Genomic DNA, 24,751 nt, shown 5'->3' on the forward strand with positions numbered 1-24,751 from the left:
TGTCAAACGAAATGGGGTAAGGAAAATGCCCTATAAGTGCTGTTCTGCCTGGCGAATTAGCCTTTTGGTGATCTCTCCACCAACCGATCCATTCTCGCGGGAAGTCAGATGTCCCCACCCTTTGTATTGCCCATAAGAATGATCACTTACTTCACCCAGTTCAGATCCAAATTCTGTATCCGCACCAGCTAAACCTCTGCCACCATAACCTACATTGAGACCAAACTCTGCAGCAATCTCATACTTCATTTGATCCAGCATTTGACGACTTTCGGGCACCACTTTGCGATTGCTTCTAGCCATGATTCCTGCACCTCCATTAATTGATTGTCAACAGTTATAGAGTGAGCAGGAACAAGGCTGGTTAGCCGTATTAATGTTTGTTAGAACTGGGTAATCTGAGCAAATGAAATGTATGACTAATGAATAATTCCTTTAACAGCTACAAATCCTATTTCAGAGTATATCCACCACGAACCATTACAGTCAGGCTATATTTGTTTCCTTCCAAAACCGTGATCCCCCGTCCATCCCTTGGAAAAGAGAGCAGGTGATTGGTGGGCGCTGCCTGTCCATTCGTCAGGTCAATCCCGTCCGTCAGATCAGCTACACCATTCGTACCCTCACTGACAATCACAGCTTTGCCACTACGTACAATGAACTCCGCGCCAGACTTACCGATCAGCTGTTGACCCGGCTTCACCGTTACAATCTCAACGGCATCAGAAGCGCTTGAGACCAGTGGAGGAAGGGATGTGTCTCCACCTGTGCTACCGGAGTTCCCGGTTCCTGCAGAGCCGGTGTTGTTACCATTTCCTGCATTGCTGTCTGTTCCTGTATTGGTACTGCCGTTTCCAGTCGGAATCTTACCGCCCAAAGCTTGTTGGATCTGCTGATCTACATAACTCTTTGTTACAACCGGATCATCTGCTGTTCCTGGCTGGCTTGTACCTGCACCGATGGCTGTATTACTGTATACCGACCCAACCCAGACGCCAACACCAATCGCGAGCGCAGCAAGGGATACTTTCATATAAGGTTTCATGTGAATCATTTTCCTCCTCTGGTAATCTATTAGCTTTAACTATAGAGAATAAATAGACATGCGACAAGCAAAACCTCACTTCCGTAGATGTGGAAGCGAGGTCTTAGCTTTAAAATATCTTAATTTTCGTACAAATTACCGATTATTATTGGGATTATTAGAACCCTCTTCCGGGAACTCCGGGATGATCGGTTCTTCTTTAGGCAGTTTGGATACATCGTAACTATAGCCTTGTTCTGCAAGACGAATTCGTTGACCTTCGAAAACATCATACAAGGCAACACGATATGAGCCACCACGTATTTTATCAAATACCGTATCATCAATACTCCAGTTAAGCGTCTGATTAATACCTGTCTTCAGATCAGTTCCTGGTGTGAGCTCTTTATCAAACACTTTTCCTGACCCATCAGTTATAGATAGAATCAGCTTGTGTCCGTACTCTCCACTATCCACAGCTTCCTCCTGTGTTAAGGAGTAGATCATCTCGATCTGTACTGCCGTTCCACCTGTAAGGTAAGCTTTAATATTGCTGCCCGAGAATTTGAACGGATACAAGTCGATATCATTCAGAGAAGATAGAACAGATAATGATTTCGGCTGTACTTCAAATGACATGGCATTAACATAAGCCGTTGCATCACCTTCACCGGTTACAAATTTGTTGTCAGCAACCCCTTCACCTACAATCAGACGCATATCAGATAATGTTTTCACACTCTTCGGCACTTTGGCCCAGAACGTAACGATACTCTTCTGACCTGGTCCCGGTACACGGTTTGCCTGCTTAGCTGTTGCTTTGTAGTATTGACCATCTGCTGTTTTGTAGTATCCTACCAACTTCGCAAGGCCACTCTGACGTAGAGACTTATTCGTCATCTCGAATTCAGTGTATACAATATCGGACGAAGATCCTGGATATACATATGTTCTGCGTATGCCCAGCTCTGTTTCTTTATCTGCAGTTCCTTGGGTATAAGTCTTCCCTTCGCCTACATAAGAGAGGGGCTGAATTAACCCGGACGTACTCAGGGTAATCCAATCATTCTTTTCTTCCTCACTTACTTTCTCCAGCAAAGTTAATTCCAAACGGCTCATGTTAAGTTCAGATGGAATCTTCGTAAGAAGATAAGCTTCAGTGACCATACCCGAACCGAGCAACTTGCCGCCTTGCGCGCTAATCAGCTTCGTATCTCCATCAATGCGCGCGGAATCGATTGTGAACATCGCTTCCAGCTCAGGCAATTGGACCGTTTTGGCTGATGCATTACGAATAGTGACCTTGGCAGCAATAATATCACTGTCTGTCCAAGGGAGACGTTGTAATGAGCCTACAGATACACCGAATGTGCCTTTACTATTCTTAATTACCGTTTCTGTCGTAAGTCCATCTCCACTTGTTACGGATTCAGGAATAGCATAGATGCCAACCGGATAGGAGAACTCAAAACCACTCGTGCCTCCGCCAGACGTCTCCCCTTCTTTGCTCTCATCTTTGGTTGTAGGTGTCATCGCATATAGTTTGATCTTGCTGGTATCCCCATCCCCTTGGATCGTAGTGATCAGCTTGATCGTTTTAGTCGCACCTGGCTTCAACTTCAGATCATCTAATGCCTTCGTCTCGATCGGATAGGAAGTTCCATCTTCTGTACGGATCTCTAATGCGTATTTGGGAACCTTAACTTCTTTTTTCCCTTGGTTCTTAATGACCCACTGCATCGTTAGATCAAACTCTTCATCCTCACCACGGACACGAGCAGATTCCAATAGAGTCGATACAGGTTGTCCATCAATCGAGATGATATTCGGTTGATTCGCTACTACGTTTACATTCGTTTGGCTAGCTTCAGGAAGCTGTAATGCAGCCACTGGCAGAGCAGTCTTCTCTTCACCTTGTTCTTCCACAAGAAGTAATTCAGACTTTTCCAGTTTCAATGCTGTAGGCAAAGAAGCCATTAAATTTAACGTTTTATTGGCCTGTGCCTGAATGCTGACACCTGTACTATCCTTATCCGGGGTCAACGGATAATTCGTACCACCTGGTGTACGTAGAATCCACTTGATGTTTGGATTATCCAATAGCTTATAACTGATATTATTCAGGTTCACGCCAACTTTGACGTATTGTTTCTTATTCTCACTTGGATACACTTTAATCCCAGAGACTTTAACCTTGACGGCTGAATCACTCAGACGAACCGTCTTCGTTTTACCTACAGGTGTAGTGATGCTATATGATGTGGGAACATTGAATTTCCCCAGCGTGCTTTCATAATTCGGTTTACTGAAATCCCATTTTACAATCAGGAAGTTCAGATCACTCAATTTCACTTCACGTCCAACCTTCATAACATATGTGAGATCCACCGTGGAACCCGGTGATACCGTCTTTTTCTCCTGATCCTTGGCGATCAGCTTTGGAGAGAAGCTTGTTCCACCTTTTGTTTTCACTTTGCTCCAATAATCGAGCATCATCATCTGTGTGCTGTCATTATTTTTATACGTCAGTGTATACGTCACCGTATTCCCGTCGTCTTGCGACAAGATATTGACGTCGGTTAATTTCACGGTACTCCGTGCGGTTACTTTAACCGCAGGCACCTTAGCCAGGGTATGTACGACTTTGTTCGTGGTTGTTGTCTGTTGCTTCTTTGTTGTTGCGCTGTTATTTGTAGCAGGTTTACCTGAGTTAGCTGGTGTACTTGCGGCAGCTACTAAACCTCCACTTGAACTGATGAATAACATACTAGTTATCAAAGTCGTTATGACCTTTTTATGATCCACTTCCAAACCTCCCATAAGTTGCTTGTTGCTATATAGTATAAACGTTTGGGGGGGCGAGAAAGTTACGATGTTGTTGGTTTTGGATACAAAAAAACCAGAGAACCGAAGTTCTCTGGTTTAGTGATAAAAAATTAGTTGATTGCACCTGTAGTAAGGTTAACTTGTTCGTTGTTTACGATAAGTTTACCAGACAATGTGCTACCTGCTTTAATTGTATCAGCTCCCAGTTTAACTACGAGCACTTGGCTTGTAGTAGCACCTTGAGCAAATTGCAATTCAGCAGAATAGTTTTTAGTTGCTTCGGAATTAGTGATAGCAACTTGGTTCACAACTCCACTTGCAGCTTTGCTAAGTGCAACTCTTACTGTTGCTTGTTTAGCATCAACTCCACCTTCAAGTTCATAATCAGTAGTTCCAGTAGTAGGTAATGTACCAGTACCACCAACAACCGTATAAGGAAGGTCTGCTTTACCTTGAGCTACCAAAGCAATATCAGATGCTGTAGCAGTGGTATCAACTGTGATAGTTTTTCCGTCTGCACTGAACACAACTTGTTCTGTTCCAGGTGCAGCAGGTACTACAGTAAGAGCTACAGTAATGTTACCAGCTTCTCCTGCTTTAGAAGGAACTGCAGTAAAGCTCAATCCATTTTCATTGACTTTAGCAATAGTTGCTGCTGTAGCAGCATTATATGTTGCAGTACCAGTCACATCGTTATTTGTAGATGTAGAACTAGCAACTACAGTATATTTGCTGGATTCTGCAACCAATGGACCGTTAGTTCCAGCTGCTTTCAGATACTTAGCACCTTTTCTAACTTGCACAGTAACTGGTTGTTTCTCAGTAGCAGTAGCACCTTTAATAGTGATCATTACTTGATTGCCGTTAGCAATTTCTGCTTCAAAACCTTCACCCAGAACAAGTTCTTTTTCAGTTGCTTCATTAGTTACGATGAAGTCATTTCCGATTTGTGTTGCTTCTCCAGCCAAATTAGAAGAGAAAGTTACGTAGAACTCATCATCAGAATTTCTTTGTGCAACAACAGCACCATTAACAGGGATACCTACGCTCTGTACTTTAGGAGAAACATTACTGTTAACAGGTGAAGTTTGATCGTTAGTCAAATTCGTTCTGTTGTTAGAGTAAGTTTCAATGTTGTTGTTAGAAACCAATGTGATATTAGTGCTTCCACCTACATAGTCACGATCTGTTTTCAAAGTAACTTTGTTCTCATCAACAGTTACAGAGACAGGATATTGACCAGCAATACGGAAATCACTAGAGCTTGCATTAGCAATTACTTGGTTGAATTCCAGTTCGAAAGTTCTAGCATCTTTTTGAACTGCACCAGTCCATTGAAGACGATTGTTAGTAGCGTCATTCAATTCTTTAGTATTAATAGAAACGATTTGACCAGTTTTAGATTTCAAACCAGCTGCAGTAATGCTCTTAACAGTTCCAGCAGGACCAAATGTAACGCGTGTAGCATCGATGTTTTCAGGGAACTGAATAACAACAGATTTACCACCGTTTACAGCATTTACAGTTGCTTCTGTTGGCAATGCAATACTTTGCGCGTTTCCACCATTTTTAACGAAGGAAATGTAGTAGTTTCCTTTGTTATTCAAAGTAGACAGATCCATTTCTCTACCGAAGTTCAGTGTAACCTTACGTGTAGATTCATTGTAATCTACGAATTGAACAGATGGACTTACGCTATCATTAGCGATAAATGTTCCATTGTACTCAACCAAAGTATTTCTCAATGCAGTAGTGTCCTGCACATCTGCAACTTTAAGGTTATAAGTTCCTGTTTTCAGTTCGCTGAAGAATGTAACATAGAAGATTTTGTTAGAGCTATCAGCTGCAGTAACGTTATTTACTGGAACGTTATCACTGCCTTTTTTCACTGTGAAATACTTTTTATCAGCTGCACTTACAGCTTTATCAAAACGTACAGTCAAAGTGTTTGTACGATCACCGAAAGTAGTTTCAACTACTTGTGGACGAACCAAGTCAACTGTAGCGTTGATTTTGTGTTCTTTCACAGCATTAGCGTTACCAGAGTAGTCTTTTACTTCTACGAACAAAGTGGACTCATAACCTGGCAGGCGGTTAGCTTGATCAAACTCAACTTCGTAAACATTGGAAGCAACTTGTGTTACTTTACCAGTTTTCTTAGTGTCGCCTGATTTCCAGTAGAAGCTATCATTAGTAACGGAGTTAGGATCGATTTCTTCATCGAAAGTAACTGTTACTTTTTCCAATGTAGCAGAGATTTCAGATACTTTAGGACCTTCAGTATCAGCTGCTACAGTGAAGTCAGTTGTTGCAGCCAAAGATTTCAGACCAGCGAAGTCTTCAACCAGGGAAGTAGTCAATTTGTGAGCACCTTCAGAGATAGAACCAGTGAAGTCACGCAGAATTACTTCGCGTTGGTTAGCACCTTGAGTTACAGAACCAACAAAAGCTTTGTCATCCAATTGGAAGTTGCTGCTTGTTGGAGCTACAACTGGCTCGGAGAAAGTTACTTTGATAACTTTAGTTCCCAGAGCTTTAACTTCTGCTACTGTAGGCAGTACATTGTCAGAAGATGTGAAGGAAACTTCACCTTGTGGCAATACAGTACCAGTAGAAGATTTCACGTTTTTAACAACTACTTTGTAAGTTGTTCCTTGCGTGAATTTGCTGGATTCGTTCAACAACAGGCGAGCTGTTTTACCGTCAGCCAACAAAGTGATGGATTTGATTCCTTTGGAATTGCTGTCCACAGAGTAGTTGTTTTTGTCAGTTGCAGTAGCTTTATCTACTTTACCGTCAAAAGCAACGTCAACTTCTTTCAAGTTAACAGAAGAAGCGGATTGTACTTTAGTTGCAGCTTCTACAACATAAGTAACTTTTTCAGTGAAAGATTTTTCTTTGTAAGTAAATTTCACTTCAGTTTCTTTGTTAGCTTCAAGAGCTTTATCCAAAGTAACTTTTACAGTTTCGCCGTCGCTGATTTTGAATTCAACAACTTTTCCACCTTCAGTTACTGTGTAAGAAGTTACTTTCAAGCTTTGTGCTTCGTCAATTGCGTAAGCAGCGCCTACAAGCAATTCACGGGAAGCGTTAGCTGTGAAGTTAGTGTTTGCATCAACCAAACCAGCGTTGATTGCTGCTTGAACATAACCTTTAGCCCAAGCTGGAGCAATGTTGTTTGTTTCAGCTGGGATTTCAAGATCCAATGCACGAGTCAGGATTGTAGCCATCTCGGACACAGTCACTTTACCGTTGAAGTCGAAGATTTTCTTCTCAACGTTTTTACCTTCCATGATACCAGCAGCAGTTACTGCTTCGATGTAAGGTACAGCCCAGTTTTTAGCTGTGTAGTTTTTGTCAGTGTAAGAAAGAGTTCCAGTGATCTCTTTCAGACCCAGCAATTTAGTGATAACTTTTGCAAACTCAGCGCGAGTCATGTCTTTGTCAAGACCTGCTGTACCATCCGGATAACCGTTGAAGATACCTTTTGCTTTCAATGCATCAAACTGTTGTTGCGGGGAAACTGCTGTGTCACCGAATGCTACAGATGCAAACATTGAGAATGCCATTGCTGTAGACAATGCTACGGATAAAATTTTCTTCATAACCTTTTTTTCTCCTCCTTGGGCGTTCATAACATTTGAATTTTCTTTTTTAATAGGGTCGCTCGTATTCCTCATATATTGTTGCACCCCCTTTCCAGAGTTGTGAGCAAGTTAATATAAATGATGTCTGTGAGCATATCACAGAAACTTGTAAACTAGTTTGTAAAGCAGAATCACACGTAAATAGAGTAGTTTCCTAATCCTACCTTACGTATTATACAATGGGTCTCTCGTGCCGTAAAGCAATTTTTTCTAAAAAATAGACAAGATTCTTCACGAGGTCATTCTTGGTAACAGGCCCAATGTTTTCGACTCTACACTTTAAACGCAGTAGATTTCAAAAAGTTGCGGATTGCACAAAAAAAGTTTTGATTTTTTTTATGTATAGGTACAGTGCGGGTATTGAAGCCATTCAAAACCTTTTCAAACCGTTGATACAGCAGTGAATCTGGAATTGTGATCTCTGTTTTGTCTGTGCTACCAACGTTTATCTATACCCGCAACTTCAACCTATGAAGCGACAAAATTCACAAAAAATAAAATAAAAAAGCACCCCTATTGGGATGCTTCTAGTGCAGTTCTGGAAATATAAGTTATTTAATCTTCATCGCGAGTTCAATAATTTGAGCACGCATATTTGGATCACTGTTCAATCTCAGATACATATCATCAATTGGTTGTCTGTTCTCACGGTACGTTTTCTCATGCTTCATCGTCGTGTGAGACCATTCAATCAACTCATTCTCAGCCAGAACCAGATTGTTATACGCATCATGGAAGCCAGTGGACTGTACAAGCCCTTCCATAACTTCCTGAGAGATCTCCTGAGTCTTGCGTGTATCTTCCAACTTTTTCTCCAGAATGACTGCCTGCTTCTCAAACTGTGTCTTTGCCTTCATGTAGCCCAGCTGGGCTTTCGAATAAATCGGTTTCATTAGCTAACTTCACCCTCTAGATCATTGTGTATTTACCGTTATTGTATCTTAAACTCTAGCAAATTACAAAAATAGTTATTGGTAATAATTCTGTTTCTTCTATTATAAAAGTATTCTATGTCCATTCATTGACAGCCATGAAAAGGACCTGCCCCTTTAGAGTAAGGGACAGGTCCTTCCTAAATTGCATCGATGTATCAAATGAATTAACTCAAGGTTTTAGGGAATACTTTTGTGCTCTTCTTGAGCAATTCTACTGCAATTTTACCCGCTTCTGCACGTGTCAGATTACCTTTTGGATTAAAAGCGAACTGTGGCTTCTTCTGACCTGCAACTGTGACTGGAGATCCCTCCATAATTTTAGCCTTCGTCACCGCTTGTATCGCTGGTCTTGAATAAGCTTCCATGCTTCCTGAGTCAATAAAGGATTTGGCCAATGCACTAGTTAACTTGCTATCATTGCTGGCTAACTTTAATTCAAGGGCTCTTGCGATCATTACAGCTGCTTGCTCTCTTGTAAGAGGTTGATCCGGACCAAAGTTTCCATCCGTAAGTCCTGATACAATACCCGCTCTGGCTGCCGTTTCAATACTTGCGTAGTCCCATGTAAATGAACTTGTCCCTGCTCCTACATCTGTAAATGTAGGTTTATTATCAGCAGTAATCGGCAAGTTCAATCCTTTGACGAGAATGGTAGCAAATTCGCCACGGGATGCACGATCATCTGTTCCGAATTGTTCGAAACGAATCGGTTGCATGAAACCTTTAGCATATAACGCATTCAGAATATTTCTAGCCCATCCATGATTCGTGATGTCGTTGTAACTTCTTCTTAATTTCATGACTTTATAATATCCGAACTGATCAAATGGCACAGTAACTGTGTGTTTCTTGGAATCCACTTCTCCACCAATTCGTTTCCACTCGCGTCCTGGTGTGTAATAGAAGACGGAAATAGTCGTTCCAGCATCATCTACTACATTTGAATCATAGGTCAGTGTCAATGTTCCACGCTGTGAAGGCTTGATTGTACGCTCCGCTGGTACTTTAACATCTCCGTATAGAGCGTCAGGTGTATACGGTCCGATACCATTTGTCGGCGCTTTATACGTTGTTGAATCTCTTGAACCATATTCTCCGAGACCACCGCTGACCCAATAAATATCAGAAATTGGACTGAAGTTCAATGTATCTCCTACAATGGCAGAAAATCTTCTGAAGTATTCTTCTTGTACATCGAAGTTTACTGGGTCACCCTCACCTCTCTCTGCACCTACGCCCATGACAGTGCCATAATCATTGCGACGCTCTACAATACCATTATTGGGATCTGCGATACCAAAGAGAAGTTTATTGTCTGGATAAAATTTCTTGATTCCGCGAATATCAGTACTTTCCATAACTGTACCTTTCGGGAAACTCAATTCCAGCTTTTTATTAAAGGCTGAATACTTATTAGCTACTTTCGGAGCCATGTATTGGGAATCTATACCTGGACTTGTTGTGTAGAATACATCAATAGTGTCAGTGGTTGTTACACCATCACGGTTAATGGTTAGTTTAATTTTATTAGATTTGTCCGGCTTCAACCCTACATAATCCAGGACAAAGCGATCTGTCTCTACACCTTGCAGCTTCTGTGCAGGTTCTTTATCAATGATAACCCCTGTTGCACCTTCTGCTTCGATGTCAAAATGAACAAAGTTCTTATTTACAACTACACGATCACCTGAAGTCGGTTTAGGTGATAAAATACGGTATCCAGTTACTTCTTTAACAATTTCAAGTTTCTGACTGGTCTTCGCTCCCGTCCGATTGAAGAGGTCTAGTGTATAGATATACGTTCCTGGTGTATCCATTTTCAGATTACGCAGACGAATAACAAAGTCCTGTTGGCGACCTGCTCTGTCAACTGTAACAGTACCATTATCCAGTGCATACTGAGGATCAATCTTTGCATTGTCCCAAGTTGCCGTGTTTCCATCTGGAATGTCCTGATCGAATATCTTCTGAGTCCCCATGCTCAAACTCATCCGTGTCGCACCTGCTCCGCGAATGACAATATCAAAGTTCTTCAAGCTGGTGGTGATTTTATTATCAGAATACACAAACTCTGGTGACATATTGAAAGCATCTTTGACCCATTGTGCATCCTGGTCTAATGGTTCAATAAATTCTGGTCGACCTTTCGTAATTGCAGGTTGGAAGTTTCGAATGTTCGAAATATTATTATCATTAATATAGATTCGAAGTTCCTTAGATACCTCTTTAAGTTGTCCGTTCTCATCCTTAGTTGTTCCTGTCAGCACAATTCGGTTCTCACCGAAAAATAACAAGCCATCGGGTTCTCCAATAGGAATGATCACGCTATTAATTGTTCCATCTGCCCCCAGGTTCAACTTGCGTGGGAAATCCGTATTTCCGCTACCCTCAGTAGAATATGCTTTTGTACCGTTGGCAAAAATTTCAGCTACAAAATATGGACTGCTAAGCGTATCAAATCCAATGTACTGACCCAGAATTGGAACGCCTGTGGCATTGTCTTTCAAATCATGAGTTTGACCATCAGTAAGATTTTCTACAGAGATAAAGCTCTTTGAAGCGAATGAAATCGTTGCATTCCGACCTGTGCTCGATCCGGAATACTTAAATTGAACAACTTGATTTCCCGTTTTGAACCCTTTAATCTCGTAAATATTTTTTGTAGTATCTGTCGCACTAAGCGGACCTACATGGTTCACGGTAATTGTGCTTGTTCCTCTAGGCAGATAGTCCGCAACCAAAGTTTTTGGATCACTCGGTGCTCTGCTAGTCTCCACTAAAATATAAAAGTTAGATCCACTTACGCTGGCACCATCAAGTGGTATTCCATCTGGAACAGTACCAGACCCATTGTAGTCTCTAAGATACTTCAATCCTGTAATTACAACTGCATCTTGTACATATTCAAAATTCATACTTGTTGTAACTTTTTTATCCCCATAGTCTACCGATAGACTATGATTCTGTAATCGGTCAGGAGCTCCGTTGAATGTGATCGGGTTAATATCAAAGGAAATTAGGACATAAGCCGGTGTGTTTTGTCCCACGCTAGGGATATGTTCCACATTTACATTACTTACACCCGTGTTCCCATTTCCATCGACATCAATGACCGGAACTTCAGTAACATCAGCTCCCGGAAGCAATAACTGTGCTTTCACATTGGCACTAGCAGGAGTGCCTCCATAGGTCGGTCTAGCTGATGAAAGCATACTCTGCGGCAGCCCGTTTGCACCTTCAATTAAATCCAACTGAGTGAATGGTTTTGTTTCATCATAATATAACAAAGAATAATTAAATACTTTCTTATCGACGCCACTCTCAATCGTCATTCTTAGGGTATTCTCACCTGATTTTAGTGTCAGTACCGGAGAGAAGAATGTACCATCCTGCAATAGTGATGTAGGCAGCTCCGAGCCACCATTCAACGATATCGTTACTTTGGATGAGTTCTGCGCAACACCTTGAATTGTAACTTCGCCGGTGTTAACCACAACCTGAGATCCCTCATTCAAGTTGAGGTTATCCGCTCCACCAAGGACTTGCAACTTCTCAATGTATGGGACGGAATCGTATAAAATATAAAAACTCTCAGAGCGTTCACTTGGTCCTTGGGAACCTGTAAACGTAATTTTATTCATCCCTGGGAACAGTGTAATGGTTGATCTAAACCGATTATCCGGTCGATTAGGATCAACAGTTACTACCCCTGGTGCAACACGTGTACTATCAGGAGTCCAAGTGTCACCTTTGAGATTCATCAGCTGAACATTCACTCCGAGTGTTGAACCTGTAACATTGGTGAATGTTCCTGTTAAAACCTGTTCCTTTCCTGTAACAACAAAAGCTGATGTACGAGACAACACATCCGCATTGGCACTGTTTCCGCTCAACTTCAGTCCTACTGTATCTTTCAATTGGACATTCCCAGCATTGTCAGGAGTAAAGTAACTTGTCTGTCCCGCGGCCGATGCAACTGGTGCATAGCCAGCGGGAATCAGAGTTACTACCAGCGCTATCAGCATTAGCCAAACAATTGGCTTTTTCATACGCAGCATTAAATATCATCTCTCCTCTTTTTAAGTCAGTTACCTTTATATATCGGCAAAAGGTACCAATTATTTAGTAAAAATCTCAAAATAAACAAAAAACCTTATCCACTAGGGATAAGGTTGGGTCTGGAATAATATTCAAGAATAGCTGTAACCATTACATTTATCTATTTATGATTTCGAACGGGTCTCCGGATTCAACTTGACGCGCATACGCATCAGGAAGTTAATAACCGGTCTTCTCGTTTTGCTAACAAGCCCGATAACTTCTGCTCCCACTTGGAGGAAGAACATCATGATACAGATGACCACAAACGTTACCCAGTTCGCTTCAAACATGGCAGCGGAAGATTGGATAATCGCCAGAACTCCGAAGAACGCGGCAATTCCGTATATGATCAGTACCGTCTGACGGTGACTGAATCCAAGTTCACGCAAGCAGTGATGAAGGTGACCTTTGTCCGGTGCGAAAATCGGTTTCCGTTGTACCGCACGACGGATAATCGCGAAGAAGGTATCCGAGAGCGGCACACCGATAATGATAAGCGGTGTAATAAAGGACACGATAGCAATTTGTTTGAATCCCAGCATGGACAGCATCGCCAGAGAGAAACCAAGGAATAGTGATCCGGTATCCCCCATGAAGATCTTGGCAGGGTGGAAGTTGAAGAATAGGAATCCGATAATACTACCCAGCAATACAAGACACATCAAGGCAATCATCATGTTACCCATCAGGAAGGACATCACGGCAATGGTACCAATTGCAATACCAGATACACCGGCAGCCAGACCATCCAGACCATCAATCAGATTAATCGCATTGGTTACACCAACGATCCATAAGATCGTCAGAGGAATGGATACCCAAGCTTCGAGTGAAGAATAGGAATCCTGAAAAGGAATGTTAACGAAATCTACCCGGATATTAAATCCAAATACAACGACAGAAGCAGCAACGATCTGACCAAGCAACTTCACTTTGGCCGACAGTTCAAACCGATCATCGAGTGCTCCGATCAGCACGATAATTGTTCCACCAATGAGAAACGCACTGACAAAACTCATATCCCGAGTTGTGAACCATGCCGATACAAAAGGAAGCAATGCAGCAACTGTAATAATAAAGGCCAGGAATATCCCCAGACCACCAAGACGTGGCATGATCCGTGTGTGTACTTTACGTGCATTCGGCGTATCCATTGCGCCAATGCGGACTGCGAACTTTTTGACAAGTGGTGTCAGGGCAAGAGCCAGTCCCATTGACACGATAAATCCAATGATAAAGATCGCTACCATTTGAACATTCGACCCCCAATTATAATACCTGTACGAAATTATAAATCCCCTGATCTCTTTTTATATATAAAAAATTATTTGTTAGTCACTTTTGATGAAAAATGCAATTTGCACCAGAACGGAGAGGGCAGAAATAACCTGTAGAAGCGAAGCGTTCGCCTACAAGCTTTCTGAAAGAAAGCTACATCGTAAGCATATGCTATCGCGGGATTTCAACCTTGTAAAGGTGGATAAAAGAAATCCAGAGATAACAGCGATCAAAAGGTTATTCTGACATCGAAGTGGCCGTATGCAACAACTTCCGTTTTTCATGGAGTGGCACACATGTAATCCGGAATGAATTATACGCTCATCACACCCGAAAAGCCATCCTCAATTTCTAGCAAAAACACGCATTTATCTCGCAATTACCTGTTTTTAACGGACTTTCGTCACGTTTTCTTTGTCACGTATCACCTTAACAGCGAATTTCGGAAGCGCAAGCATCCGTCCAGCCCGGCTTGGTTCACGCAATAAGCGATAGAACCACTCCAGTCTTAACTTTTGGAACAGCATAGGCGCACGTTTGGTTTTGCCCGAAATCACATCAAAGCTGCCGCCAACGCCCATGGTTACAGGAACCTGTAGTGCATCTTTGTGCTTGTGAATCCACGGTTCTTGGGTGTCCGCCCCACGTGCTACAAACAACAGATCAGGTGCCGCTTCCCGAATAGAAGCGATGACCTGTTCATCCTCAGCCGGACCAAAATAACCGTCGCGATAACCCACAATTCGAATCGCCGGATATTGCTGTTGTAACCGAACTGCCGTTTCTTGAATCACCTCAGGGGTGGAACCAAGCAGATATACGCCCCATCGATAGTTTTCTCCAACACGCAGCAATTCATGTAAAAGCTCAAAACCCGGCACTCGCTCAGCTACAGGATCTCCACAATAGTTTGCAGCCCATACGACACCTGTTCCATCAGGAACAATCAATTCCGCAGCTTGCATGACTTCCATGATTGCGGGATTTTCCAATGCGGCCATAACCATAATTGGATTGGCTGTAATGACCTGATGTGGTGTCTGCTTGGATAGCACAGCTTCCTGGAGAACCTTTACCGTTTCTTTCATCGTCAGTTTGGAAAAAGGAATGCCGTAGATCGAAACGGTAGGTATTGATCCGGTCTGACTCATCTTTATCTCATCCTTTGCGGCCTAAATAGTTAATAATCTGCTGTGCAGGCACTCTGGCTTCCTGCTTCAGTTGGGTGATGCCTTCTTCATGTTCCTTCAACCACTGTGAACGTTGATCCAGCAGTCCAACAACAGTCTTAGCGAGTTTGTTCCCATCGAGTGTATCCGTATTGCCTGCTGGTTCACTGTCCAGACGAAGCAGGAATTGATCAATTTTCGGATCATACGAGATACCCACCGGAGGCACATATTGCGAAGCCGCATAGATCAGACTGTGCAGACGCATACCGATGACAAGATCACACTTGCTGACTTCCTCCAGCATAAGCTGAGGGTCGGTCAGATCTTCTGTGATGCTAATCTCGCTGCCTTTGCTGGTCACATCACCTAGCATTTCCATAAGGAATCGTGATGCCTGTTCATCCACTGGCAGATGAAATGGTAGAAAACGCAAGTGCACGGCTCTTTTGGAGCACAGCTTTTTCAATCCGGCGGCAATAGCCGTAAGTTCCTTCCGGTCTGACTCCCAGAAACGTACCGATACGCCGATCACAGGAAGCTTGGTATGTCCTCCAGTTGAAGGTTCCACTCGATTAGCTTGAGTAGCAGCATTTGCTGAGACAGCACCTGCGCCCCTCTCAACTTTTGTTTCAGGTAATGGCAAACCCATTACGGGGTCGGGTACAACATGGATCTGATTCCACTGTAACCCGAGCCCACGCAGGTAGTCTGCAGATTGTTCATCCCGAACGGATACATAGGTGCAGGTCTTGAAGACTGATTTGATCATCGGATTAAAAATTTTACGATTCACAGGGCCAATCCCCTGTGCATAGATAAACGTTGGTTTTTTCAGCCACTGGGCCAGCTTGATTACACCCAGATAATAAGGAATGGATTTCAGTCCAGTTGCATCCTGTAATAGACTTCCCCCGCCACTGATTAACCCGTCGCTCTCCTTGAGTGCTTCACGGACTTCCTTCAATTTCATACGATGCACGGAGCGCACACCGTACATGGCGGTTGTCGACTCGGGATCACCCGAGAGAACAATAGGTTCAATCGTTATGTTCGACCTTTGGCTTTCCTCTTCCAGCGCTGTCAAAATCGACTTTAGCACCGCTTCGTCTCCGCTATTGCGGAATCCGTAATACCCCGAGATGACTAACTTTTGAGAAGTGGTGACCATTTTTTCCAACATCCTTCCGCTACTTGCCACACACCCACAGCAATGATACCGAAGATTAAGCCAAGTCCCAATCCCATCACTCCACGAATGAGTGACAATACAGCCGGCGTATGGATATGCGCGAACGTATCCACCATGGACAACTGTCCAATCGCTGCAATAATGAGCACAAAGATGACTTTACGATATTTTAAAGCGGCGAACACGCCGACGATAAACAGCGGGTGTCCCAGCATAAATTCTTTGAATCTCGGACGTACACCGAACGTATCTTCCAACGTGGTACGAAGGAACATCTCTAATGGTGTTACTGAACCCGAGTTGCCTGTACGGCTCAAGTAATAGTACCCAACAACGGCAGCAACAAGCGCCAAAACAACCATTAACACATTAATTGGCATACGAAGCATTTCTTTAATTTTCTTAATAGAGAATGAACCCGAGCCACGATAAAACACAATATAGATCGCTACCAGTGCCATAGGTGCAAAGTGCAACAGACTCACGCCGCGGAACTGGTTAATGACCAGACTGTACGTAATGCTGTTAAGCAACGCGATGACAAAAGGTACCGCCAGGAATGACAGAATCGAAGTTCTTACATATAACACCAACGTTTGTTTCAAACGACGACCCGCAGATGCGTCGGGTTGACGCTGTTGCTGATAGTTCACTGTACGAACGGCCAGCACCATCGCTATGGTCGGCGCGGCGATTGCCACAAGCAAGGCAATTCCTTGCTCCAGCAGCGTTGGTTTCAAGAGGAACAATCCTGCACTACCCACCAAAGCAACCACAAATGCGATCAAGGTCAGTAGTGGGATGAAATAAGAAACCATAAGTGCAATCATCGCAATTGCACCAACAAGAGCAACCAGTTTGGCATAACGCTGAATCGAAGAATCCTTAACTGTAAATGCCTCAGCTTGTCCTAACTCGAATCCATGCTTCGCCATGCGTTCTACGGCATGACCCGGCTCACCCAGGCTGTTGATCAGATTCTCAATTGGATCTGTAATCATGGCCTTTGCTGTATTCCGGCTTGGTGATGCATTCATATAGAGCATACGAATGTTGCGATCCTTGGTTGCGAGAACAAAACGGTCAGCAATCGTGTCTACGTCCAGATTGGCATCGCCATCACTAAGCGAGTACAGACGCGTAACGTTGTAATCCGTTTTATACGCAAGGGTCTGGAATCCAGATTGCGGTTTCTTCAAGTTCTCGATGGCTGCAAGACCAATATTGTGCTTGTTCAGCAACTGTGCGAATTGGTCGAGACTTTTCATGTCTGCATTATCATTGTACCCTTTCACAGCATCACCATCAAACAAGATACGCTTTACGCCATTCTCTTCGAAGAAGGTAAGCAAGCGCTCCATCGATTCCTGGCTGTATGGCACACTGTCCGAGATCCGCGGCAAAATGTAGAAACCTTTATCACGCAGCATCTTCACGGCAACCGGATCGGGCTGCAAAGGCTGCATGTTGGCATTCTCCGGAGGAGTCTGCAATATTAAGCCGCTACGACCTTCATATTCCCATGGTACTACCGGAATCTGCCGATCAGCGAACGTTTGTTCAATAATAGGGGTATACGTCTGTGCGTTTTCCTCCGATGTAAATAACACATACGTGTAATTTGCATTAGAAGGGATCACATCTTTAGTCAGGTTCGCGAGATCCTGGCCGTTATATACCATTAGTCGGCGTGTCTTTCTCAGCTCGTCCAATGTACTTTCGAACACAGCCATCGTTGTTACGCCTGCGTCTTTTAGACGAGTCAATTGTTCATTCATGAAATCTTGCGGATGTGCCTGATACGCTGAGATATCCAGCAGTCCTCGATAGTTGAAAACAAGTTCCACCTTTTTGGCAGAAGATTCTGTCTGCACCCGATCACTGATTACAGGGATGGACGCAACCAGACCGATGATAACGACGAGCCACAACCACTTCCGAGAAGCGTTATTCCAATAAAGCCATTTTTGACGCACTACATGTACCTCCTCAAGTGTTGGAACCAAATGCACGTTCAGCTCAAGTAATTCGTTCATTTAACATTCATACAATAGGTTACAAACAGCTTGTGTCAACAAGCCCCCTTATATGCTAGAACCATCTACACTTTTATTTCAAAGAAAAACCCCTCCGCCAACCAACCTTACGGTGCGGAGAGGCCTTCTCATGTTCTTGCTCATTGTTGCATTCGTATTATTGTGCGTCTACACGCGACATCACTGTAGTCACCAGACGCTCGATCCAGCTTTCCGCATCTTCCAAATTCTCTCCACGCACGGCGAAGTATACTTTGATCTTCGGTTCTGTTCCTGAAGGGCGCAAGCAGAACCATGAACCGTCTGCCAAAATGAACTTCAGTACGTCCGCCTTCGGAAGACCGTCCAGACCAAGGGAGTAGTCCAGTACATCTTGTACAGCAATTCCCGCTACTTCTTGTGGCGGATTGGAGCGCCAGTCCGTCATTTTGGCTTGAATCTGAGCCACGCCGTCTTTGCCTTTCAGCGTACGGGACTCCAGCTTCTCCAGGAAATATCCGAATTGGTTGTACAGCTCTTGCAAGACATCATACAACGTCTTGCCTTGGCTCTTATAATACGCAGCTGCTTCAGCAATCAGCATCGAGGCAAGGACAGCATCCTTGTCACGGGCATAGTTACCGGAAAGGTAGCCGTAACTCTCTTCATATCCGAACAAGAATGTATGACTGCCTGTTGCTTCGAACTGGTTCATTTTTTCACCAATATATTTGAAGCCCGTCAGTGTGTTCATCACTTCTGCACCGTAATGTTCAGCAATAACAGCACCCATCTCACTTGTTACGATTGTTTTGACAACCGCACCATTGCTTGGCAGTGTACCTGTCTCTTGCAGGCGACTGAGCAGGTAATGTACCATAATGGCACCAGACTGGTTACCGGACAAGACGAAATATTTGCCATCGTTGTCTTTCACCACAGCACCCATACGGTCTGCATCCGGATCTGTTCCGATCAGAATATCAGCGCCCACGGATTCTCCCAGCTTCATTGCAAGCGTAAACGCTTCGCGTTCTTCCGGGTTAGGGGATTTCACTGTAGAGAACTCAGCATCCGGCTGTTCTTGTTCGGCTACAATATGCACTTGCTCGAATCCGATCTGCTCCAGCACGCGACGTACAGGAATGTTACCTGTCCCGTGAAGTGGTGTGTAAACGATTTTGAAATCACGGCCTATGCCGGATTGAATCAGTTCGCGGCTCAAGCTGCGACTCGCTACGGTATCCACAAACGCTTGATCTTGGTCTTCACCCAACCAGATCAGGAGCCCCTGAGCTTCTGCTTCTTCCTGCGTCAGTTTCTTCACGTCAGCAAGGGAAGGCACTTCCTGAATGTACTGAATGACCTTTTCCGCTTCATTCGGTACCAATTGACCGCCCTCATGATTGTAGACTTTATATCCGTTATATTCCGGTGGGTTATGGCTCGCTGTTACAACGATCCCTCCAGTTGCCTTCTGGTGACGCACTGCGAATGATAACTCAGGAGTTGAACGAAGGGATGGGAACAGCTTGGCTACAATGCCGTTTCCAGCCAGTACAAGCGCAGCATCCAGTGTGAATTCAGGTGAGAAATGACGGGAATCATGAGCAATGACAACAGAAGGTTTGCCTTCTTGGTCACCATGTTGCTCAAGCAAATAACGCGCAAATCCTTGCGTTGCCCGACCTACGGTGTAACGGTTCATCCGGTTGCTTCCGGCACCAATGACTCCGCGCAATCCCCCTGTACCAAACTCCAGGTTTCTGTAAAAACGTTCCTCCAGCTCTTTCGGCTGATCCTGCAAGTCACGAAGCTCCTGTTTCGTTGCTTCATCAATCGAAGCATCCTCCAACCATTGCTGCAACGTCTCTGCTGCTGCTGTGCTTAACTGTTCCATTCCGATAAACCCCTTCCGTCTATATAAATTCAGGTGTGCTGAGTTACTTCAGCATCTTGCATCATTCGGTCCGTCTACGTTCCTGCATGATGTCAATGCTCACGTATGTAATCAGCTTGGGTCAGACAGTGCAAACATGATCTCGCCTTCAGCGACCACTTTGTCGTTCACTCGGGCAGTTGCTTTACCTTTACCAATAGAACCCTTGAGACGTGTAATCTCCACTTCCAGAATCAACGTATCTCCGGGCACAACTTGTCCACGGAATCGGAAGTTGTCCAGTCCCGCCAAAAAGCCGATTTTTCCTTTGTTGCCTTCCAAATTCAGAATGGCTACTGCACCAACTTGCGCCAGCGCTTCTGTAATCAGTACACCCGGCATTACCGGATACTCTGGGAAATGACCAATGAAGAAAGGTTCGTTAATGGTTACGTTTTTCAAACCAACGGCACGTTTGCCATCCTCAATCTCTAGAATCTTGTCCACCAGCAGAAACGGGGGGCGGTGCGGGATGATTTCTTGAATCTGTTTGATATCGAGCACAGTGTAATCTCCTCTCGGGATGTTTATATGAGCGTTCTTCATCATGGATTGACTCTTAGCGTTACGGTGGTCGTTACGGTTACGGATCGTCCCTCTGATCGCTGTTGTCTCCGAATTTTTTTGATCAACCTCAGAGAGGTCAAAATTCGGTGACAAAGGCGAGCGCTTCGCTTCTTCTGAACGATTCCGTTCCCTCCACTTACTTCGGTGCTGCAAGGTCAACCCCCACATGATCAAGTCGAAGCTCATATAAAAGGTTTTTAATTTAAATTTTGTATGGAAAGCATATTTTCGGTTAACACTAGTTATATCCTTCATGACTGCAGTAGTGAAGGTTAAGATAAGGGGTCTCTCTTCGCGATGACGAATGTCTTTCGCAGGGGAGGCCTCTTTTGTGACGTCAAACGTCATCCATCATTATACTGTTTTCAACGTCAAAAAGAAAACTCCTGCCTGCGCAGGAGTTTTCGCTTAACTCGTTACATTATGGAGCGAATACCAGATTATATACATGTTCCCATGTACTCCATTGCCATACGGAACCGATATCTTGTTTGCCCAGTACCACATATCCAGCTACCATTCCGCCAGCGAGGGCAAGAACAAGCAGGACCGGAACCAGGAACCATCTTGCGATGCGCCATCCACTCTTCTTCTTCTTGACTTCCTTTTTCTCCGGCTTACTGTTCTGCTGCTGTGTTTCTGTCATCACATTCACCTTTTACGCTCTCATATTGTTGGCAAGACCCAACATGGAATCACTTGAAGTTAGCGCCTTTGCCGCCAGCTGATATGTCCGCTGTCCTTGCATAAGCAAAGACATCTCCTGTGTCAGATCAACATTGGATTGCTCCAGAAATCCTGGACGGATCAAGGCCGCTGCTTGACGTGTAGCTGCATTAGCGCCAAATACATCATCTTCGGTTAATCCCGCATCCAGACCAAACAGGTTATCCGCAAACTGCACCAGCCCCTCAGGACGTTCAATGTCTACCACTTGCAGCTGTGCTCCAATGGTTGCGTTTGCCGCATTACCGCGTCGGATTAACAGGTTGCCATTTTCATCAAAAGCAACTTTGCTATTATTTGGTGCCGTAATACGATTGCCTTGACGATCCAGGGCAAAGTGGCCTTCGCCATTGACCATCACCATCATATCAGGTGAATTCGGAGTAGGCTTAGGTCTTGTATCAGGTACAAAATGAAATGCACCCTGACGTGTCCACATTTTCTCCCCATTCGCTTCAACTGCAAACATCGCATTTCCCTCAATGGCCAGATCGGTCGGAAGGCCAGTCTCGTTCATGGGGCCTTGAGACATATCCTTCGTTACATCTGCCAAGCGAGCACCGAAACCGAGGTTATATCCCATCGGTGTGGAACGTCCATCCAGTTTGTACTTGTCCGGTTGTTGTTGAACCCGGGTCAGCACATCCTCGAATGCCGCCTGCTTGCTCTTATAGCCTGCCGTATTCACGTTGGCAATATTATCGGAAATGACATCCAGACGCTGCTGTATGGCAGTCATGGAAACCTTGGCACTAATCATGGAATTATTCATTGGTGGTATACCCTCCCTTGTGTCCTGTCCACCCTCCCAAACCCTCCCTAGTAGGGAGGGCCCCAGATGGCGCTGCCCTCTGGACTCCCGAAACAGGCGGATTAGGTAAGTGGGGTACGATCTTGCTAAGTGACGGTGGTGTGTGTGCGCCGCGACTGCCCGACTATGATTCCCGCCATCGTTTCACATGGCTGAATCATAGTCGGGCACGCTCTTTATGCGGCGTGTAGCTCCGCGTGGTCTCTTCCCTGCTTTGCTCCGCAAAGGACTGTCGAGACCATCGCTTCGCTCAGGTACTGCCACGCATTCCTCGCATAGGCTCGGCTGCGTCTACGCTCTTGCGCTCCGCGGGGTCTCTTCCTTGCTTTGCTTCGCAAAGGGCTGTCGAGACCGTCGCTTCGCTCAGGTACTGCCACGCAATCCTCGCATAGGCTCGGCTGCGTCTAGTCTCTTGCGCTTCGCGTGAGCCTCTCTGCTTTGCTGCGCAAAGGGCGTTTGGCTCTCCGCTGAGCGGTTATATTTAAACGTCGGCGTTATACACGCCCGACTTCATTGACGGCTTTATCCAGACTGCGGTCGTAGAATTGTACGATCTTCTGGTTTGCTTCATACGCACGGAATGCGGCGTTCATATCAACCGTTGCCTGTGAGGCATCCACATTGGAACCTTCCAGGTATCCCTGACGGATCTGCACATTATCACCGGCAGCCATCATCCGGGACGTTGCCCCGTTTGCATCGCTGAGACTGAAATTGCCATTACCTTGACGAACCAGTTGATTCGGCTGGTCAATGACACTAATGCCAAGAGTAACCCCTGTTGGTGCACCCGTTGCTGCATCTACCAAACGGCCTTGCTCATCCACTTTAAATTGCTCCACAGGACCTGTCAACACTACAGGTTGTCCATTATTATCCAACACTTGTGAACCTGTTGAACTCAGCAATTGTCCCGTTCCAGTGATCTCGAAGTGACCATCGCGTGTATATCCGGTGTTACCTTCTGCATCCTGAACTGTAAAATACGCCTGAGGCTGGTAAGTCACCGTGCCGTCGGCCCGTACAAATTTGCCTGATGCGTCAAACGGGACAGGTTGTCCAGTCTGCGGATCATTGACAGTCATATTGGATGAAATGGAAAAATCATTTTTCTGCCCAGTCTCCATAATGGTCCCCTGCAAATTCATGGACAAACTCTCTTCCGCGAACACCCCCGTGTTCAGCTTGCCCAGCCGCTTTGTTGGAAGATTTGCATCTCCGCCTACCAAAGTAATGAGCATTTCCGGGAAGGAACGGCTTACGCTGTTCACCTGTTTATATCCCGTGGTGTTCATATTTACGATATTCTGTGTTGCTGTGTCATGGCGGCGTTGTTGCGTAATCATTCCCGCAGTAGCGGTGTACAGACCTCTTAACATGAATTAACCCCTCTCCTCAAGCGCTTGACCTGCATCACAGGTTGGCTGCTTGTCCGTTCTGCTTTCCGAGCATGGCGAACCTTTGCTATTTATATCGGCAGATTAGAACTTTTTCTTAACCACCTGATCCAAATTATTAAGCATTATGCCTGTCCCCTTCACGACACAGTGCATCGGATCTTCCGCAACCCATACCGGTACATGCAATTCATTGGACAAAAGCTCGTCCAGTCCGTTCAGCAACGCACCTCCGCCAGTCAATACAACACCACGGTCGATAATGTCCGCTGACAATTCAGGCGGTGTACGTTCCAATACCGATTTGGCTGCCACGATGATGGATTGTACGGAATCCCAAAGTGCTTCCTGTACTTCATTTCCCGATATCGTTACGGTAACAGGAAGACCGGATACCATATCGCGTCCGCGAATGTCCATCTCCGTTTGATGTCCACCCGGATGTACGGTACCAATCGCAATTTTGATATCTTCAGCGGTCCGTTCACCGATCATGAGCTTGTACTTGGCTTTGATAAACTTGATAATGGCTTCGTCGAACTTGTCCCCTGCGACTTTAATAGAAGAGGCGGTGACCACGTCGCCCATAGAAAGGACTGCAACGTCAGTCGTACCGCCGCCGATATCCACGACCATATTGCCGCTCGGCTGAAAAATATCCATTCCCGCACCGATCGCTGCCGCTTTCGGCTCTTCTTCCAGAAACACTTCTTTGGCACCGCTGCGTTCTGCCGCCTCACGGATGGCCTTCTGCTCCACGGAAGTAATGTTCGTTGGTGCACAAATCAAAATCCGAGGGTGGCTGTACCAGCTTCTTGCACCCACACGATTAATGAAATGTCTGAGCATCGCTTCTGTAATCTCGAAGTCCGCAATAACGCCGTCACGCAGCGGTCTAATGGCAACAATGTTACCTGGAGTACGCCCCACCATACGACGCGCTTCTTCCCCAACAGCAAGGACACGCTTCGTATCTCTTTCAATGGTCACGACGGAAGGTTCATCGAGGACAACCCCACTTCCTTTCACGTGAATAAGCACGTTGGCCGTGCCAAGATCAATACCGATATCCTTGCTAAACATAAAAGAGCCCCCAAAGTGATATTATTTGGTCAGCGTATCCT

The 24,751-nt window shown here is 44.8% G+C and carries 16 protein-coding genes; all 16 read right to left on the bottom strand.

What is annotated here, in order from left to right; genetic code table 11:
- Positions 1-30: 30 nt before the first annotated feature.
- A complete protein-coding gene (locus tag C170_RS17920) occupies positions 31-303 on the bottom strand; it encodes an alpha/beta-type small acid-soluble spore protein (RefSeq protein WP_017691962.1) in 273 nt (90 codons plus the stop codon).
- Between the two features lie 148 nt (positions 304-451).
- On the bottom strand, positions 452-1,045 hold the full coding sequence (locus C170_RS17925; RefSeq protein ID WP_036612513.1) for a hypothetical protein: 594 nt from the start codon (positions 1,043-1,045) through the stop codon (positions 452-454).
- A gap of 135 nt (positions 1,046-1,180) precedes the next feature.
- Positions 1,181-3,829 (bottom strand): hypothetical protein, encoded by a 2,649-nt coding sequence (locus C170_RS17930; protein WP_036612516.1) that lies wholly within the window; start codon positions 3,827-3,829, stop codon positions 1,181-1,183.
- Between the two features lie 131 nt (positions 3,830-3,960).
- Positions 3,961-7,530 carry an S-layer homology domain-containing protein gene (locus C170_RS30165; RefSeq protein ID WP_051447270.1) on the bottom strand — a complete coding sequence of 1,190 codons (3,570 nt, stop codon included), beginning with the start codon at positions 7,528-7,530 and terminating at the stop codon, positions 3,961-3,963.
- 518 nt (positions 7,531-8,048) lie between these two features.
- On the bottom strand, positions 8,049-8,390 hold the full coding sequence (locus C170_RS17940; protein ID WP_036612519.1) for a hypothetical protein: 342 nt from the start codon (positions 8,388-8,390) through the stop codon (positions 8,049-8,051).
- Positions 8,391-8,596: 206 nt separating this feature from the next.
- Positions 8,597-12,490: an S-layer homology domain-containing protein gene (locus tag C170_RS17945; protein WP_036612521.1), complete on the bottom strand. Its 3,894-nt coding sequence runs from the start codon at positions 12,488-12,490 to the stop codon at positions 8,597-8,599.
- A gap of 165 nt (positions 12,491-12,655) precedes the next feature.
- The gene (locus C170_RS17950) at positions 12,656-13,783 is read right to left on the bottom strand and encodes a glycosyltransferase family 4 protein (protein ID WP_036612523.1); all 1,128 of its coding nucleotides are present in this window, start codon (positions 13,781-13,783) and stop codon (positions 12,656-12,658) included.
- Positions 13,784-14,200: 417 nt separating this feature from the next.
- Complete coding sequence (locus C170_RS17955) at positions 14,201-14,962, bottom strand: WecB/TagA/CpsF family glycosyltransferase (RefSeq protein ID WP_036612525.1); 762 nt, start codon at positions 14,960-14,962, stop codon at positions 14,201-14,203.
- Between the two features lie 7 nt (positions 14,963-14,969).
- Positions 14,970-16,151, bottom strand: coding sequence for a polysaccharide pyruvyl transferase CsaB (gene csaB / locus C170_RS17960; protein ID WP_036612527.1), 1,182 nt, complete (start codon positions 16,149-16,151; stop codon positions 14,970-14,972).
- Complete coding sequence (locus C170_RS17965; protein ID WP_017691953.1) at positions 16,127-18,148, bottom strand: DUF5693 family protein; 2,022 nt, start codon at positions 18,146-18,148, stop codon at positions 16,127-16,129. Before C170_RS17965 ends, csaB begins: the two co-directional genes overlap by 25 nt.
- Positions 18,149-18,365: 217 nt before the next feature.
- Positions 18,366-20,087: a phospho-sugar mutase gene (locus C170_RS17970; protein WP_036612532.1), complete on the bottom strand. Its 1,722-nt coding sequence runs from the start codon at positions 20,085-20,087 to the stop codon at positions 18,366-18,368.
- 111 nt (positions 20,088-20,198) lie between these two features.
- Positions 20,199-20,630, bottom strand: coding sequence for a 3-hydroxyacyl-ACP dehydratase FabZ (gene fabZ / locus C170_RS17975; protein WP_036613058.1), 432 nt, complete (start codon positions 20,628-20,630; stop codon positions 20,199-20,201).
- A gap of 484 nt (positions 20,631-21,114) precedes the next feature.
- Positions 21,115-21,339: a DNA-directed RNA polymerase subunit beta gene (locus C170_RS17980; protein WP_017691949.1), complete on the bottom strand. Its 225-nt coding sequence runs from the start codon at positions 21,337-21,339 to the stop codon at positions 21,115-21,117.
- A 12-nt stretch (positions 21,340-21,351) separates the two neighbouring features.
- Positions 21,352-22,191: a flagellar hook-basal body protein gene (locus C170_RS17985; protein ID WP_036612538.1), complete on the bottom strand. Its 840-nt coding sequence runs from the start codon at positions 22,189-22,191 to the stop codon at positions 21,352-21,354.
- A 533-nt stretch (positions 22,192-22,724) separates the two neighbouring features.
- On the bottom strand, positions 22,725-23,609 hold the full coding sequence (locus tag C170_RS17990) for a flagellar hook-basal body protein (protein WP_036612540.1): 885 nt from the start codon (positions 23,607-23,609) through the stop codon (positions 22,725-22,727).
- Between the two features lie 102 nt (positions 23,610-23,711).
- Positions 23,712-24,710, bottom strand: coding sequence for a rod shape-determining protein (locus C170_RS17995; RefSeq protein ID WP_036612542.1), 999 nt, complete (start codon positions 24,708-24,710; stop codon positions 23,712-23,714).
- Positions 24,711-24,751 lie beyond the last annotated feature (41 nt).

It is taken from the genome of Paenibacillus sp. FSL H7-689 (genome assembly GCF_000517905.1).
GTDB classification, from domain to species: Bacteria; Bacillota; Bacilli; order Paenibacillales; family Paenibacillaceae; genus Paenibacillus; species Paenibacillus amylolyticus.